We start from the raw sequence: 17,207 nt of genomic DNA, 5'->3' as shown, positions 1-17,207 counted from the left end.
CTATTTTTAATAGATTTAAAATAGATTTAACCATGACTTTACCAAATCCAAAATCGTTCAAAAAATGAACCTTAAATAACCCTATATTTTTGAAAAAAGCATTGTCGATATCTGAGTTACATAGTAAAATGGTGACATGTTTAAGGGTTCTTAACAAACCACAAAACTTATTTTGCCTAAGACCGGGGAGGCATAAAGGAGGTGTTCTTATGGAAAATGAATTAATCTGTCAATTAATTATCTGGTCCGTTATCTTTATGGTCTGTATAATTATCGAAATCATTACTCTCGGACTTACAACCATCTGGTTCGCGGGAGGAGCTTTGGTATCTGCGATCTCTGTATTCTTTGGTACATCACTGATCATCCAGATATTGATCTTTGCAGTTATTTCATTAGTTCTTCTGTTTACTACAAGGCCTGTGGCTTTAAAACATTTCAAATTATCCGATATGGAAAAAACAAATGTTGAAAGTCTGGTCGGCAAACAGGTGATCGTATCTGAAACCATTGATAATCTAAAGGCTACCGGGCAGGTAAAAGTAAATGGTCTCGAATGGACCGCACGTGCTGCTGATGAAACTGATATTATTCCCCAGGGGACCGAAGTCACGATCAATGAGGTTTCCGGCGTAAAACTTATTGTCAGCAGAATATAATTTATTTAATTTGACAGATACTATATCTGTCGCCACTTAAAGGAGGTACTTATTATGGATTCACCACTCACATGGCTGGTAATTATCTTAGTATTCATTGCTATCATTATTATCTGCAGCACAATCAAGATCGTCCCACAGGCACATGCTTACGTTATCGAACGTCTGGGGACCTACTGCGGTACATGGTCCGTAGGTCTTCATATGAAGATGCCTATTATCGATAAGATCGCACGTCGTGTTACCTTAAAGGAACAGGTTGTAGACTTCGCTCCACAGCCGGTTATCACGAAAGATAACGTTACAATGAGAATCGATACTGTCGTTTTCTTCCAGATCACAGATCCAAAGCTTTTCTGCTATGGTGTTGAAAATCCGATCATGGCAATCGAAAACCTGACAGCCACTACTCTCCGTAACATTATCGGTGATCTCGAACTTGACCAGACACTGACATCCAGAGAGACGATCAACACAAAGATGCGTGCTACCCTGGACGAAGCAACTGATCCTTGGGGCATCAAGGTAAACCGTGTTGAGCTAAAGAATATTATCCCACCTGCAGCGATTCAGGATGCCATGGAAAAACAGATGAAGGCAGAACGTGAAAGACGTGAACAGATCCTGAAAGCAGAAGGTGAAAAGAAATCTGCAATCCTTATTGCAGAAGGTAACAAACAGTCCGTTATCCTGGAAGCAGAAGCCGAGAAGCAGTCACAGATTCTTCGCGCAGAAGCTAAGAAGGAAGCAACGATCCGTGAAGCTGAAGGTCAGGCACAGGCTATCCTCGCTGTACAGCAGGCAAATGCAGACAGTATCCGTCTCTTAAATGAATCTGCTCCATCTAATCAGGTTCTTACGATCAAGAGTCTGGAAGCATTCGCAAAGGCTGCTGACGGCAAGTCAACCAAGATCATTATTCCATCTGATATTCAGGGTGTTGCAGGACTTGCAACTTCATTATCGGAATTAGTAAAAACAGAGAAATAAGATTGAACTGATTCATTGGTAATATTAAAAACTGCCACTGTCAGAATGAAACCGTTATTGGGTAACCATTCTGATAGTGGCCGTTTTTATTTTATCTGTTATCCTTACAATTACTCCATGCTTTCATCCGCCCAGCTCTTTATCATTGCTATCTCTCTTGCATATCCGGCATCATCATTTGGTGTTTCTAAGATAAACGGTCTGCCTGCAAGCAATGGATGCGTTACGATCCGTTTTAATGCTTCTGCTCCGATCTCACCCTCTCCGATCTTCTGATGTCGGTCTTTGTGTGAATCTCTCACATTCATGCTGTCATTTAGATGAACAGCTTTTAAACGGTCAAGTCCGATGATCTGATCAAACGTGTGAAGTACACCATCCAGATCTTCCACAAGATCATAGCCACCATCCCATGTATGACAGGTATCAAAGCATACCCCGATCTTATCCTTGCAGTCAACAAGCTCTATGATACGTTCCAGTTCTTTAAAATTTCTTCCGACTTCCGAGCCTTTGCCTGCCATTGTTTCAAGTAATACAACTGTACTCTGAGTCGGTTTGATCGCATGATTTAATGCGTCAGCAATTACCGGTATGGCTTCTTCTGCCCCCTGACCAACATGTGCACCCGGATGGAAATTATAATAATTTCCCGGAAGATACTCCATCCGCTCCATATCATCCTTTAAGATATTCCATGAGAACTCCCGAATATCCGGTTTTGCTGCACAGACATTCATCGTATATGGTGCATGTGCGACCAGTTTCCCAAAATGATGCTCCTCCATCAGGGAACGTAACCGCTCCGCATCTGCCGGATCGATCTCTTTCGCCTTTCCGCCCCGTGGATTTCTTGTAAAAAATGCAAATGTATTTGCACCAAGTTTTAATGCCGCCTTTCCCATCGCCTCAAAGCCTTTGGAGGACGACAGGTGATTTCCTATATATATCATGTTGTTTCTCTCCTTCTTATAATATAAATATGGCTATGTCATAAGACATAGCCATATTTGTGAAACCACCAGCAGCGGTTTCAACGTTTTTACAACTTCCACTTATAGGTAGGACTCACCTTGTAAGGAAATTGTTATATTAGAATACCTTAGTTGTTCTTATAGTAGTTGATCAGGCAGCCATCCATGATGATCTGTCTCTCATCATCGGTCAGGCTTCCAAGCTTCAGATCTAATTCCTTGAAGTCTTTATTTACCACATATGCCTTGATGATCTCATTCTTATTCTGAACAGCCTCACGGATACCCGGAATAAATACATAATCATCATTATCAAATGCGAAATCTTCCTCCATGATGAATGGAAGCATACCCCAGTTGATCAGGTTGGATCTGTAACGCTTTGTTGCATATTCCTTAGCAATATTTGCCCAGCCGCCAAGTACCTTCTGGCAGGAAGCAGCCTGCTCTCTGGCAGAGCCGTCACCCGGCTTTACAGCAAAGATCGTACTGCCGTAACCGGTATTGGAACCTGTGATCTCACGATCTGCAAATTTTGCTTTGATTTCTTTCATCATAGGCTTCATGGATTCATCTGCCTTGCAGAAGCATCCAAGTTCTTCTCTCTTCTTCTCAACTGCCTGAATTGCCTTTGCACGGCCTACATATTCAGGATCTTTTCTGGATAAAGTGAACTCAGCAAGTCCCAGCGGATTTGAACGATAGGAAGATGTCTCACCAGATGGAATAAGTTCATCTGTAGTTGTTACAGGATCGTTAATAACAGATGCAACCTTTAATAACAGGTTGTCTGTCAGTGCGATCATCTCCGGCCAGTCTTTGATATTCGGACCAAACTTAATCTCAACAGATGGATCAGCCTTGCCGACACCATTGTAAACTCGTCTGTCATAAATGCTCTTATCGAAGAAATATTTCTGTCCCTTGTATTCAACATCCAGATCTGTAGCTGCTGTAAGGTATCCCTTGTTAGCTGCTGTCGCTGCGATCGATCGTGCATCCATAAGTGCAACGGATGAGATCTGACCATTCTGGATCTTGGAACCTTCACGGTTCGGGAAGTTTCTGGTTGAATGACGGATTGATAATGCATTATTTGCAGGTGTATCTCCGGCACCAAAGCAAGGGCCGCAGAATGCTGTCTTAACGATCGTACCTGTCTCGATCAGGTCAGCCAGTACACCGTTCTTTGCAAGCTCCATATAGATAGGAGTTGATGCAGGGTATACAGATAATGTAAATTCATCTGCACCGATGCTTCTTCCACGGATGATATCCGCTGCCTGACAGATGTTCTCGAATCCACCACCGGCACATCCGGCAATGATTCCCTGTTCTACATATAACTTGCCATCACGGACTTTATCCTTTAATGTGAAGTCAACCTTACCGTCCAGACTAACCAGTGCGCGCTTCTCGCAGTCGTCTAAGATATCCATCAGGTTTGCATTTAATTCTTCAATTGTATATGTATTGCTTGGATGGAATGGCATAGCGATCATTGGTTTTACCTTTGACAGATCCACATATACAACGCCATCATAGTAAGCAACTGGGCCCGGATTCATTTCCTTGTATGCTTCCGGTCTATAGTGTGTATCATACCACTCTTTGATCTTTTCATCTGTCTTCCAGATAGAGGACAGACAGGTTGTCTCGGTTGTCATTACATCGATACCGATACGGAAATCAGCAGATAATTTATCAACACCAGGTCCTACGAACTCCATTACCTTATTCTTAACATAACCGCACTGGAAGGTTGCACCGATGATTGCAAGAGCAACGTCCTGAGGACCTACTCCCTTTGCAACCTCTCCGTCCAGATAGATTGCTACTACACCAGGCTTAGCTACATCGTAAGTTCTGCATAAGAGCTGCTTTGCAAGCTCTCCGCCGCCTTCGCCGATCGCCATTGTACCGAGCGCACCATAACGGGTATGACTGTCGGAACCAAGGATCATTGCGCCACATTCTGCAAGCATTTCTCTTGCAAACTGATGGATAACAGCCTGATGAGGCGGAACATAAACACCACCGAATTTCTTTGCGCAGGAAAGACCAAACATGTGGTCATCCTCATTGATCGTACCACCAACTGCACATAAGGAGTTATGACAGTTTGTAAGGACATAAGGGATCGGGAATTCTTTCAGTCCTGAAGCTCTTGCTGTCTGGATGATACCTACAAATGTTATATCATGAGAGGTCATCTTATCGAATTTGATCTTAAGATTGTCCATATTGTCAGATGTGTTGTGCTTCTCCAGGATACCGTATGCCATAGTATTCCTTGCAGCTTCTTCCTTGGATGGGGCTGTACCTAACTTCTGTGTAAGAATCGCATTTGCATCGGCATTGTCTTCTACAAGCTCTGTGCCATTCAAAAGATAAGCACCATTGTCAAATAATTTAATCATTCTATTTCCTCCTGATTTGTTGGTGATTCTTTTTCTCATTTTGTCAATCGCTGTTTATTTTAACACAAATCGGCATAGTTGTGAACAACTATGCCGATGAAAGTTTTCATTATTATATTTTTAATCATCCTGCTTCAACCGGAACCCTGAATGAGCACCACTGCCTTTATTCTGTGAAGCACTTTCAGAAGGGTCCGCAGTCTGGGGTTGTTCATGATTCATGGTAATCTCATCTACATTCTCTGCCATCTGTGTCATATATGGTGCTGTCTGATAGTCCGTGTCTGCATTTCTATCCGCCGGAACGGTCGCTTCATCTGTAAATGCCCCTGTAACCACCTGCATTCTCTTATGGAGTTCTTCCATTCTCTGCGCTTCCTCCTGTGCTTCCAAACGGGCTTTCTCTAACTTCTTCCGTTTCATCTTCCGGTCAAGCAGCCAGATATATAATGCAAACCCTGCCGCGATCACTCCGATGATCGACCAGATCATAATCGCATTATAATTCGGGAACATTCTATAATATTCCGCTGCCGTCTTTCCTGTCACATCCATAGAAACTTCTGCATCGGAACCGCCATGATCATGTCCCTGCCAGTCCGCATCAGATTTAAGGAAATAATCATATCCGACATTCTGTCCACCAAGATCATCCCATGTCAGATCGATATTATACCAGTGTCCATCCACCTGAACCCGATTCCACAGATGCTCGGATTCCAGTCCATAACCGTATTCACAGGTAACCGGGACTCCGGCCTTTTTCATAATGATATAAAATGCCAGCGCATATCCGTTACATGCCGAATCTCCTCTGTACAGAGTATTACATGCACCACCGGATGAGCGGTTATATTCATTATGTAAGATAATATAATCATGTACCGCTTTCACTTTCTCGTAATCTGACAGCCCCTTTATCTTCCCCGAAATCTGACCGGAACGGATAAATACAAGAAAGCTTTTTAACCGGCTCATATGACTGATCCTTACCGCTACTTTTTCTCCACCTGAATCCGGCGTATATACATAAGAAAATGCATAAAATTCTCCACCTGCATACATATTCTTTTCCATCAGCTTGTCAAGGACCGACTGATAATCCATATACGGTTCCCCTGTTGTCTTTAGCGTAACCGTATTCTTATACCTTGAAGCGGCTGTTGCTACTGCATCATTGATCTCTTCGTATGTTGACAGTCTTCCTGTCGATACCGGCAGCATCTTTAAAACGACACAGTAAACAATAAACAACAGAATGATTCCCTCAATTACGACCTTTACTTTTTTCCCCTTTGACATTTTTCTCTCCTCTTTTTTAACATTCTTGGTGCGATTCATTATACCTCATTTTTCATTATGACGAAATTCTGTTATCTGCACTTTTCCGCCTTTTATTCGTTCAAATTTCTTCTCTTATTTACAAAAAAATTTTTATTTACTTCTTATTTATACATGATATAATAAAAAAGTCTACGTTTTATTAAGAATTTTTTTCAATAAACCTTCTATTTGTCTGAAATAATAGGGGAAATCATTTCTATATTCATTCTGACATATCGATGCGTTTATAGTCACAAGGAGAGATTAAAAAGTGAAAGATACGATTGAGATCAGATGGCATGGCCGGGGCGGCCAGGGTGCCAAAACTGCTGCTCTGCTGCTTGCAGACGTAGCTTTTAAAACAGGAAAATACGTTCAGGGTTTTCCGGAATATGGTCCGGAGCGAATGGGTGCGCCGATCACTGCTTATAACAGAATCAGCAGCGATCCGATCCGCGTTCATTCCAATATCTACACCCCACAGTATGTTGTTGTCGTTGACGAGTCCCTCTTGGAATCCGTGGATGTAACCGCCGGATTAAAAGAAGATGGTGCGATCGTCATTAACACCCCAAAGACACCGGATGAGGTTCGTCCTCATTTAAATGGCTACAAAGGAAAAGTTTATACATTAGATGCCCGGGAGATCTCGATGCAGACACTCGGCAGGAACTTCCCGAATTCTCCTATGCTTGCTGCTATCGTTGCAGTCAGCGGTATCATGGAGCAGGATGATTTCCTTGCAGATATGAGACTTTCCTATCAGCACAAATTTGCAAAGAAGCCTGAGGTTATCGATGGAAATATGAAAGCCCTTGAGCTTGCATTTAAGGAGGTAACCAAGTAATGAGAACAGATATCAGCAGAATACATGAAAAAAGTAAATATACAGAAATCACACCCGGTAACCATGTGTACGGCGGTGGTACTTCCAAAGCATTTAACACAGGTGAATGGAGAACTGCTACTCCCGTCATAGATGAGAGCAAATGTGTACACTGTCTGTTATGTGCACCGGTCTGTCCGGACAGCTGCATCCCGGTCGTAGGCGGCAAACGTCTTGACTTCGATCTGAACCACTGCAAGGGTTGCGGTATCTGTGCTTATCAGTGTAAGTTTGGTGCTATTACGATGAAGGAGGGCAAATAAATGGGTATCAGAGAACGTTTATCAGGAAATGAAGCGGTGTCTTATGCGATCAAGCAGATCAACCCGGATGTCATGCCGGCATTCCCGATCACCCCTTCTACAGAGATTCCACAGTTTGTTTCTACATATATTTCAAACGGTGAGATCGATACAGAGTTTATTCCGGTCGAGAGTGAGCACAGTGCTATGAGTGCTGCGATCGGTGCAAGTGCTGCCGGTTGTCGTGTCTTAACAGCAACCTCTTCCTGCGGTATGGCGCTGATGTGGGAGGAGCTCTATGTTGCAGCTTCCAATCGTCTGCCGATCGCACTGGCTCTTGTAAACAGAGCTTTATCCGGCCCGATCAATATCAACTGCGACCACTCAGACAGTATGGGTGCAAGAGATACCGGATGGATCCAGATCTATGCAGAGAATAATCAGGAAGCTTATGATAATTTCGTACAGGCTTACCGGATCGCAGAACACAAGGATGTCCGTCTTCCGATCATGATCTGTCAGGATGGTTTCATCACCAGCCACGCAGTTGAGAATATCGAACTGTTAGAGGATGACAAGGTAAAAGCATTTGTCGGTGAATACAATCCGGAACAGTACCTGTTGAATCCAAAGATGCCTATGGCAGTCGGTCCATATGCAACTTCTCCATTCTATATGGAATCCAAAATGAATCAAAACGAAGCTATGAAGAATGCCAAGCAGGTGATCCTGGATGTTGCGAATGATTTCGCAAAGATCTCCGGCAGACAGTATGGCTTCTTTGAGGAATATAAATTAGAAGATGCTGATTATGCGATCGTTATGATCGGTTCCGCAGCAGGAACGACAAAAGAAGCAATCGATGCATTGCGCGCACAGGGCAAGAAGGTCGGCTTATTAAAGCTCCGTGTCTTCCGTCCATTCCCCGGTGAAGAAATTGCAAAGGCGCTGGCTCATACAAAAGCAGTTGCGATCTTAGACCGTTCCGAAGGCTTCCGTGCAGGCGGCGGTCCTTTATCTGCTGAGATCAAGGAGCACCTGTATGATATCGGAGCTTCTACAAAGGCTGTCAGCTATATCTACGGTCTTGGTGGCAGAGATTATACAACAGTGGAAGCAACCGATGTATTTAACCAGTTAGAGGAAATGATCGAGCAGGGCAAGACCATTCCGCAGTATCAGTATATTGGACTTAGAAAGTAAGGAGGTAAGACAAAATGGCATATAATTTTAAAGAAGTAATGAACAAGCCTGAGCGTCTTGCTCCGGGTCATAGAATGTGTGCAGGCTGCGGCGGTACGATCGCAGTTCGTAATGTACTCCGTGCCCTTCATGAGGGTGACAAAGCAGTTATCGGTAACGCTACCGGATGTCTGGAGGTTTCCACCTTCATGTATCCATATACTGCTTACGAAGACAGTTACATTCATAATGCATTTGAAAATGCAGGTGCTACCCTTTCCGGTGTAGAGACTGCTTATCATGTATTAAAGAAAAAGGGTAAATTAGATGAAACATATAAATTCATAACATTTGGCGGTGACGGCGGTACTTATGATATCGGTCTTCAGTCTTTATCCGGTGCTATGGAGCGTGGTCATGACATGGTATATGTCTGCTACGATAATGGTGCTTACATGAATACCGGCATCCAGCGTTCTTCCGCTACTCCGATGTATGCAGATACAACAACCACTCCTGTCGGTTCCCAGTCAAACGGTAAGATGCAGAACCGTAAGGATCTGGCACAGGTTATGGCAGCTCATGATATCCCTTATGTCGGTCAGACTACTCTGCTTGGTAATATGCGTGATATCTACGAGAAATCCGAAAAAGCCATCTACACACCGGGTGCTGCTTTCTTAAATGTTATGGCTCCTTGTCCTCGTGGCTGGCGTTATCCTACCGAACAGATCATGGATATCTGTAAGCTGGCAGTTGAAACATGCTACTGGCCTTTATTTGAAGTCATCGAAGGCAAATGGATCTTAAGCTATTCTCCTAAGAAGAAGCTTCCGATCGAGGACTTCTTACGGACACAGGGACGTTTCAAGCATTTGTTCAAGCCTGAAAATGAGCATTTACTCGTTCAGTATCAGGAGGAAGTGGATCGCCGTTGGGAGGATCTGCTGTTCCGCTGTTCGAAGAACTAATCACACATACGAAAATAAATCAGCCCTTGGGGTTATAATATACCCCAAGGGCTGATTTATTTTCTGCCTGTCTCACTATTCCATACCTATGAAAAGTTCGTCGCATATAGCGACTCACTAAGAACCGACGCTCCCAAAGGCTTGCTTTATGAATAGTAAAACACACCATAGCGGGGATTCTGTTTTTTATTAGTCGGTAACTTCTTCAGCTCCACAGCTACAAACTCTCTTGTGTAAAGTAATAGTACCAACAGCCCACTTTTTCTGCATTTTACAATTGTATCCGTTCCCGCCTTTTCCAACTGATATAGCCATACATATCATTGATAAAGAAGATACCGAAATTCACAACGACCGGGATATAGGCAGGATTCTTCATGGATGCCAGCACCCATAAAATGATCAGCACGATATCATTTGCCGCATACCATACTGCATAATACGAGGAACGGAGCATCGTAAGTGCCGCTGCCAGAAAACTGGTTATGATCGATATGGTGCTGAATATAATATTCGGGGTATCGAATACAACTAAAATATAATAAAATACTGCCGCTACGATCACGCCGGATATAACAAGCCCTATGATGTGCTTCCGGTTCAGCTTCTGGATCTTTACGACATTTCCGTTTCCGCCGGAAGGATTCTGGAGCCATGTGATCGTAGACCAGATCGCCATAGGCATTGTCATGCCAAGATATGTAATCATCTCGCCCCAGTAATGGAACCGGTAGGAAATGATCCCATAAAGGATGCTGAATATCACCATCAGGATCTGCGCCCATACATTTCCCTTTGCTGCAAAGATCAGCGAAGTTACACCCACTAATGCAGCTACCAGAGTCAGCAGATCAAAATCTGTTGTCAGCAGGTTCGATATGCATACGATACAAATAGATCCTAACCAGATGATCCATTCCTTCTTTGTTAATTCTTTTATTGGATTGTTCATATTTTCTTTCTCCTGTGCCGCTATTCTAATATATAATCATAATTTCAGCAAGAATCCGCAGAAAAATACCCCATGGCGATCATCGGTTCTCAAAATTCTGAGTACCGATGATCTGTCATGAGGTATCTTCATTATGTATCAGCTTACAGCTTTGTTACATTTGCAGCCTGAGGTCCTTTTTCTCCCTCAATTACTTCGAACTCAACTTTGTCGCCTTCCTCCAATACTTTGAAACCAGACATATTTAAAGCTGAGAAATGTACAAAAATGTCATCACCATTCTCATCGCTGATAAATCCATATCCCTTTTTTGCATTAAACCATTTTACTGTACCTGTTTTCATTTGAATTTCCTCCTAAAACTTAATACCTGGAAAACTAAAGAGGCACAGAGCTTCTCGCTCTGTGCCTCTTTGCACTTCTCCTGTATTATATTGCTTGGATTATCTTTTTGCAAGTGTTTTTTATAAATTTCTTTTCCATTGACCAAATCTTACATCCGGCATATTCTTCTCGTGCTCGCCGATCATCTTCTCCATCCAGATCATATCGTACCATTCACCAAACTTATAGCCGCTGTTATGAAAACGCCCAACCAGCGTAAAGCCCATTTTTTTATGGAATCTGTAACTGTCATCCGTCAGATGTCCGCTCTCTGCTGCCGGACTTGCGATACAGGCATTCATGTTCAGGATTCCCATTTTCTTCAGTAGTTTTTCCAGATTCTCATATAGGGCTTTGCCAAGCCCCAGCTGCCTGCAGTCTTTTCGAATATATATCGTTGTTTCCACTGACCAGTCATATGCCTTTCTGTCTTTGAAACCTGCTGCATATGCATAGCCTGCGATTTTCCCATCCACGACTGCCTTTATGTATGGATACTTTGCTGAGATCTGCTCAATCCTGTTCCTGAATTCATCTACAGACGGTACTTCATATTCAAATGATATTGCTGTTTCTTCTACATAGGGTGCATAGATTGCGAGAAGCTCCTCCGCATCTGCTGTACTTACTTTTTCTATCTTCATGTCTTCTCCTTATGCCTACAAAAAATGCTGAACCGCACAAGTACGATCCAGCATTTTTTATTATTTCTTAGTAGTCTTCTTTGAAACCGCCGCTTTTGTCTGTGCAGGCTTTGTCTTACTTACTGTTTCTTTTGTCTTTGTCGCAGCCGTCTTCTTCTCCGACTCCTTTTTTACAACTTCCGTCGTCTCTACATCCTTCTTTTCCGTTGCAGTTTTCTTCGCAGCCGTTTTCTTCTCAGCCGCGCGTTTTGCTGCTGCCGCTTTCTTTTCTGCCTCTTTCTTCTTCAGAATATCCTCCGGTGTTACATCGGTGTAATCATATTCCAGAACAACAGTAGAAAGTGGCGGTACTATTACACTGATCGAATAAGGCATACGTTCTGTCTTCTTATCGATAGCCTTGATCTTACCACTGTTTAATCTTCCTGCTCCGCCAAACTGTACGTCATCGGAATTCAGGACTTCTTTATATGTTGTGAAGCAAGGTGCTCCAACTTCATAATTATCATATTCAACCGGCACGAAATTGCAGATAAATAACAACTGCTTACTCGGTGTAGAACCTCGACGGATAAATGAAACCACACCCTTATCCGGATGGTCACAGTCGATCCACTCAAAGCCCATCACATCGCTGTCATTTGCATATAACGCATCATTCGCATTGTACAGATTATTTAACGCTTTTACCCAACGCTGTACACCCTGATTCAACGGATTGTCAAGGACAAACCAGTCAAGACTTCTTGCCTCGCTCCACTCGCGCGGCTGTGCAAATTCCTGACCCATGAATAACAGCTTTTTGCCCGGATGGCCATACATATAACCATATGCCAGACGAAGATTTGCAAATTTCTGAGGTTCGCTTCCCGGCATCTTATTGATCATTGAACATTTCAGATGTACGACCTCATCATGTGAAATGACAAGAACATAATTCTCTGCATATGTATAGGATAAGCTGAAGGTCAGCTTGTTATGGTTAAAGCTTCTGAAATATGGATCCATCTTCATATACTCGAGGAAGTCATTCATCCATCCCATATTCCATTTGAACAGGAAGCCAAGTCCGTTCATGGATGCCGGAGCAGTCACACCGGCCCATGCAGTTGATTCCTCTGCGATTAGGAATGCTCCCGGATTCTTTTCTTCCATAACTGCATTAATATTCTGCAGCAGCTTAATTGCATCCAGGTTCTCATTGCCGCCATTTTCATTTGGAAGCCACTGTCCATCCTGCTTACCATAGTCCAAATATAACATGGATGCAACAGCATCTACCCGTAACGCATCGATATGGAACTTCTCCACCCAGAAAAGTGCATTTGCGATCAGGAAGTTTGCAACCTCTGCTCTGCCATAATCAAAAATATAAGTACCCCAATCCGGATGCTCGCCCCTTCTTGGATCCGGATGCTCATAGAGCGGCATACCATCAAATCTGCCAAGTCCGTGTGCATCCTTCGGGAAATGTGCAGGTACCCAGTCTAAGATGATACTGATTCCCTTACTATGTAAATAGTCAATAAAATACATGAAATCTTCCGGCGATCCGTATCTGGATGTCGGTGCATAATAATTCGTTACCTGATAGCCCCAGGAACCATCAAACGGATACTCTGCGATACCCATGATCTCCACATGTGTATAGCCCATATCCTTTACATAATCCGCAACCATCGGAGCTAACTCTCTATAACTGAAGAAGCCGCTGTCATCGTCTTCAACTTTCTTTCTCCATGAACCGAGATGCATCTCATAGATGGTCATCGGCATCTTCATGCGATCTGTTCTGCTGTAGGTTTTTCTCTTATTTACCCATGCAGTATCTTTCCACTTGTAGGTCGTCAGATCTGCAACAACCGAACCATTGTCCGGACGCATCTGTGCCTGATTTCCGTATGGATCACTCTTATATAAGATCTCATCATAACGGGTCAAAATCTGGTATTTGTATACTGCGCCGGAAAGCACATTTGGAATAAACAGCTCATAGATTCCACCGTTTGGTCGAAGCTGCATCGGATGTAAATTACCATCCCACATATTGAAATCACCGACAACGCTGACTCTCCGCGCGTCCGGAGCCCATACTGCAAAATAGGTTCCCTTTACGCCATCGATCGTCATCGGATGTGCTCCAAATTTATTATAGATCTCGTAGTGCTTGCCTTCTGCAAATAAATAAGAATCAAAATCTGAAATCTGGCTGTCAAATGCATATGGATCTGCTGTCGTAACAGTCGTTCCATCCTCATAAGTTGTCACCAGATTGTATTTTGTTCCGCTAAATTCCTTCTTAGGGAAAAAGATCGCATAAAATCCCTCATCCGTTACCTTCTCCATCGTATGAACTTTTTTACCTGTTCTGGATGTAACCTTCACTTCCACCGCATGTGGACGATAGGCTGTGATGATCTGTCCTTCCCCATATTCATGAATACCCAACAGGTGCTTTGGTGCATTCAGTTTACCTGCGATCAGTTCATCATACAGTACCCAGTTGATCCAATCGTTGATTCTCTTGTTCATATAACCCTCCTGAATATATTAGAATTTGTGTGGCTGTGTCTTTCGCCAGCTTATCAGTCGTACTATGATCGTAATAACAAGTCCGGCAAGTATCACTCCTGTATAGATCAGGAACATCCGAAGTCCCAGATTATCCGGGATCAGCGCGATCAGTCTGTCATCCCCTGAGAAAAATACATCATACCTGCCTTTAAATACCATCTCACGAACGCCATAGAAAATGCCGCTTCCGGATACCGCGAGCAGGATCAGTGATACTATTCCGATCACACTTGCTGCAACGCCGCCCCATACGACACACTCATACATTCGTCTTTTCTTTACTGCCAGAAATCCTATGATAAGCAGGATCACCGACAGGAACATCATTCGTTTCGCCTCATCCTTCACCTTCTTCAACTGTCTAAGCTGCGTCAGGTTATAGTCGCAAAGCTTCACATTTCCTTTATCAAAATCAACATTATTTCCGGTTTCCTTCAGTCCATCCGCAATGATGCTGTACTCCAGCCACGCCTCGAACTCCGTCAGAGCAGTTTCCGAACCATCTGCTCCATCTGTCTCAAATGTTCGTCCGGTCATCTCTGATGTGTACTCTGCTTCACTGATATTCACTCCCTGGAATGAGATAAACACCGCAGACGACACGATCAGCATTACAACTGCGATCGCAAGGATCACCTGAAAAAATCTATATTTAAACATGATTATCTATCCTGATTTCTATTCTAAAGTCTTATTTGACACATCAAATAAATTATATCGTTCTTATTACGCACATTAATTATTTTACCATTTTAATTGACTTGTGTAAAGAAAACATACTGCTTTCTTCATTATATATTTCTACCACATACTGTCTTCGCTCTTAAAATTACATTTTATTCAACTCATATTACTTTGATCCGTAAAGACTTGGCAGATGATCGTATCTTAATCTGTATTTGATTTCAGGCAATGAATTGCCGGTCAGATAATATAATGCAATGACATAGAAAAGATTTCGTTATGAGGTTTGTGCTAACTGTCAGCACCAAGCCCATGTTTGAGTCCATACGGACGAGTTTGGGCGACTGCCGACAAATCAGTGCACGAACCGAATAGAAATCTTTACTGTCTTACATTATATTATCTGACCGCCATTCCATGTCTGAAATCAATTTTCAATTAACAACGATCATCTGCCAAGTTCACGCAGGTCAAAGTAATATGGGCAGATGTCCTCATAGTGTCCATCCTTCATGCGAAAACCACCCGGAATCGTTCCAAGCTGCGTAAATCCAAGCCTCTCATAGAGGTGTCTTGCATGCACATTTGTAGCCACCACCGCATTAAACTGCAGCACCAGATAATCATACGCCTTTGCCTGTACCAGACAGTCAGACACCAACTTCTCTCCGATATGAAATCCTCTTACATCCGCATCTACCGCATAGCTGGCATTGCAGATATGACCGCAGCGTCCGACATTATTTGGATGCAGGATATAAAGTCCGAGCACCTTTCCTGTGTCTGTATCCTCTGCCACCGCAGTATAGGTCTGGCCTGCAAAGAATCCCCTGCCTGTCTCCTCTGTCAGGTCATCCTCCTGTGGAAAAGCAACTCCATCATCTACCACACGGTTCCAGATGCGGTTCATCTCCTGTATGTCTGAATCTTTATATTCTCTGATCTGTATATTCATCTTTCGTCCTTCTTTCTTATTTTATGCATCATTATAAGCCCGTATCAAACAGGCTTCAAGAATATAAATATAGACAATCCACAAAAATCATCTTAAAATGCATATAATGAAAATCTGCTTGACTGGGAACTGCGAAGGAACGAACTTCTTCTCTGTGAAAGCAGTCTGTACGGATGAAAGGAGTACAACCACATATGTTATTTGAACTGATAAAAGATCATTTATTCTTAAGTATATATATCCTGATCAATCTGATCGTATTTTTCCTGTATGGCATCGACAAATGGAAAGCCATCCACCACAAGTGGCGCATCCCGGAAGCCCACCTGATCCTCGCCGGAGTGTTCGGAATCTTTGGTGCGATTCTTGGTATGCTGTTATTCCGACATAAAATCAGGAAGCCCAAATTCTACATTGGGCTTCCTGCAATCTTCATTCTTGAACTTATGTGTGTGATCTTATACTTGAAATATTTTTAATTAATGGTGCATCAAAGTTCCATACATCTCCGGTCTGCGGTCACGGAACACGCCCCATTCTCTACGCATCTGTGCGATCGCATCCAGATCAAATTCATGGACAAGCACAGATTCTGTCTCACGGTCTGTCTCCTCCACGATCGTTCCGGTCTGATCTGCGATAAAGGAAGAACCGTAAAATGTCATCGAAGACTCATCATCTGTCTCTGTTCCGATACGGTTCGATGCGATCACCGGCATGATATTGGCTGCTGCATGTCCCTGCATCGCATGCTGCCAGTGTGACTTGGAATCAACATTTAATGTAGGCTCGCTTCCGATCGCAGTCGGATAGAACAACAGCTCTGCGCCAAGAAGTGCCATGCTTCTGGCAGCCTCCGGAAACCACTGATCCCAGCAGATGCCAACGCCGATATCTGCATATTTTGTCTTCCATACCTTAAATCCGGTATCTCCCGGTGTAAAATAAAACTTCTCCGCATATGGAAGTCCATCCGGGATATGGGTCTTACGATATGTGCCAAGGATCGTTCCATCTGCATCAATGATCGCTATTGTATTAAATGCTGTATTTCCCGCCTTTTCATAAAAACTGATCGGCAGAACAACCTGAAGCTCTTTTGCAACCTCGGTAAATCGTTTTACTGCTGCATTTTCTGAAAGTGGCTTTGCCAGATCAAAATATTCAAATTTCTGCTTCTGACAGAAATACGGAGTTTCAAATAATTCCTGTAACAAGATAATATTTGCTCCTTCTGCTGCTGCCTTTCGAACCAGCTTCTCTGCCTTGTCTAACACTTCTTCTCTATTCCAGCTACAGCTCATCTGGGTAGCCGCTACCTTTACCTTTCTCATACTCATATCCTCCTGTTATCAAAATATCTATAT

At 43.1% G+C, this 17,207-nt stretch carries 17 protein-coding genes; 7 read left to right on the top strand and 10 right to left on the bottom strand.

Going from position 1 to position 17,207, the window contains the following annotated elements; all coding sequences use genetic code 11:
• Positions 1–209: 209 nt before the first annotated feature.
• Entirely contained in the window at positions 210–659 is a 450-nt protein-coding gene (locus WKT03_RS12270) for an NfeD family protein (RefSeq protein ID WP_008402645.1), read from the top strand.
• A 54-nt stretch (positions 660–713) separates the two neighbouring features.
• On the top strand, positions 714–1,649 hold the full coding sequence (locus tag WKT03_RS12265; protein WP_008402646.1) for an SPFH domain-containing protein: 936 nt from the start codon (positions 714–716) through the stop codon (positions 1,647–1,649).
• 110 nt (positions 1,650–1,759) lie between these two features.
• Here WKT03_RS12265 and WKT03_RS12260 read toward each other — a convergent pair whose 3' ends face one another.
• From WKT03_RS12260 to WKT03_RS12250, 3 genes are all read right to left on the bottom strand, one after another.
• A complete protein-coding gene (locus WKT03_RS12260) occupies positions 1,760–2,602 on the bottom strand; it encodes a deoxyribonuclease IV (RefSeq protein ID WP_173788483.1) in 843 nt (280 codons plus the stop codon).
• Positions 2,603–2,751: 149 nt separating this feature from the next.
• Positions 2,752–5,043 carry a hydratase gene (locus tag WKT03_RS12255; RefSeq protein ID WP_340392298.1) on the bottom strand — a complete coding sequence of 764 codons (2,292 nt, stop codon included), beginning with the start codon at positions 5,041–5,043 and terminating at the stop codon, positions 2,752–2,754.
• A 120-nt stretch (positions 5,044–5,163) separates the two neighbouring features.
• Entirely contained in the window at positions 5,164–6,345 is a 1,182-nt protein-coding gene (locus WKT03_RS12250; protein ID WP_340392295.1) for a transglutaminase domain-containing protein, read from the bottom strand.
• A gap of 292 nt (positions 6,346–6,637) precedes the next feature.
• Here WKT03_RS12250 and WKT03_RS12245 point away from each other — a divergent pair, with 292 nt between their 5' ends.
• The 4 genes from WKT03_RS12245 to WKT03_RS12230 are packed head-to-tail and all read left to right on the top strand — an operon-like array spanning position 6,638 to position 9,647.
• The gene (locus WKT03_RS12245; protein WP_008402650.1) at positions 6,638–7,213 is read left to right on the top strand and encodes a 2-oxoacid:acceptor oxidoreductase family protein; all 576 of its coding nucleotides are present in this window, start codon (positions 6,638–6,640) and stop codon (positions 7,211–7,213) included.
• The gene (locus WKT03_RS12240; RefSeq protein ID WP_008402652.1) at positions 7,213–7,515 is read left to right on the top strand and encodes a 4Fe-4S binding protein; all 303 of its coding nucleotides are present in this window, start codon (positions 7,213–7,215) and stop codon (positions 7,513–7,515) included. The genes WKT03_RS12245 and WKT03_RS12240 overlap by 1 nt, the downstream gene beginning before the upstream one ends.
• Entirely contained in the window at positions 7,516–8,697 is a 1,182-nt protein-coding gene (gene porA, locus WKT03_RS12235) for a 2-ketoisovalerate ferredoxin oxidoreductase subunit alpha (protein ID WP_008402653.1), read from the top strand.
• A gap of 14 nt (positions 8,698–8,711) precedes the next feature.
• Complete coding sequence (locus WKT03_RS12230) at positions 8,712–9,647, top strand: thiamine pyrophosphate-dependent enzyme (RefSeq protein ID WP_008402654.1); 936 nt, start codon at positions 8,712–8,714, stop codon at positions 9,645–9,647.
• Between the two features lie 271 nt (positions 9,648–9,918).
• Here WKT03_RS12230 and pnuC read toward each other — a convergent pair whose 3' ends face one another.
• The 6 genes from pnuC to WKT03_RS12200 all read right to left on the bottom strand — a co-directional run bounded on the left by pnuC (position 9,919) and on the right by WKT03_RS12200 (position 15,840).
• Complete coding sequence (pnuC, locus tag WKT03_RS12225) at positions 9,919–10,599, bottom strand: nicotinamide riboside transporter PnuC (protein ID WP_118662547.1); 681 nt, start codon at positions 10,597–10,599, stop codon at positions 9,919–9,921.
• Positions 10,600–10,742: 143 nt separating this feature from the next.
• The gene (locus WKT03_RS12220) at positions 10,743–10,943 is read right to left on the bottom strand and encodes a cold-shock protein (RefSeq protein ID WP_008402657.1); all 201 of its coding nucleotides are present in this window, start codon (positions 10,941–10,943) and stop codon (positions 10,743–10,745) included.
• A 120-nt stretch (positions 10,944–11,063) separates the two neighbouring features.
• On the bottom strand, positions 11,064–11,627 hold the full coding sequence (locus tag WKT03_RS12215; protein WP_340392288.1) for a GNAT family N-acetyltransferase: 564 nt from the start codon (positions 11,625–11,627) through the stop codon (positions 11,064–11,066).
• 60 nt (positions 11,628–11,687) lie between these two features.
• The gene (gene glgB, locus WKT03_RS12210) at positions 11,688–14,159 is read right to left on the bottom strand and encodes a 1,4-alpha-glucan branching protein GlgB (protein WP_340392286.1); all 2,472 of its coding nucleotides are present in this window, start codon (positions 14,157–14,159) and stop codon (positions 11,688–11,690) included.
• An 18-nt stretch (positions 14,160–14,177) separates the two neighbouring features.
• Positions 14,178–14,861 carry a hypothetical protein gene (locus tag WKT03_RS12205; RefSeq protein ID WP_021944933.1) on the bottom strand — a complete coding sequence of 228 codons (684 nt, stop codon included), beginning with the start codon at positions 14,859–14,861 and terminating at the stop codon, positions 14,178–14,180.
• A 472-nt stretch (positions 14,862–15,333) separates the two neighbouring features.
• Positions 15,334–15,840 carry a GNAT family N-acetyltransferase gene (locus tag WKT03_RS12200; RefSeq protein WP_021944934.1) on the bottom strand — a complete coding sequence of 169 codons (507 nt, stop codon included), beginning with the start codon at positions 15,838–15,840 and terminating at the stop codon, positions 15,334–15,336.
• A gap of 173 nt (positions 15,841–16,013) precedes the next feature.
• Here WKT03_RS12200 and WKT03_RS12195 point away from each other — a divergent pair, with 173 nt between their 5' ends.
• Entirely contained in the window at positions 16,014–16,319 is a 306-nt protein-coding gene (locus WKT03_RS12195) for a DUF1294 domain-containing protein (RefSeq protein ID WP_340392283.1), read from the top strand.
• Here WKT03_RS12195 and aguB read toward each other — a convergent pair whose 3' ends face one another.
• The gene (gene aguB, locus WKT03_RS12190; RefSeq protein ID WP_340392280.1) at positions 16,320–17,174 is read right to left on the bottom strand and encodes an N-carbamoylputrescine amidase; all 855 of its coding nucleotides are present in this window, start codon (positions 17,172–17,174) and stop codon (positions 16,320–16,322) included.
• Between the last annotated feature and the right edge of the window lie 33 nt (positions 17,175–17,207).

The sequence above is a fragment of the Coprococcus sp. HCN-4056 genome (genome assembly GCF_037892645.1).
Classification (GTDB): Bacteria; Bacillota; Clostridia; order Lachnospirales; family Lachnospiraceae; genus Coprococcus; species Coprococcus ammoniilyticus.
Note: the sequence above shows the minus strand (reverse complement) of the source record. Positions and strands in the feature narration are given on the sequence as shown.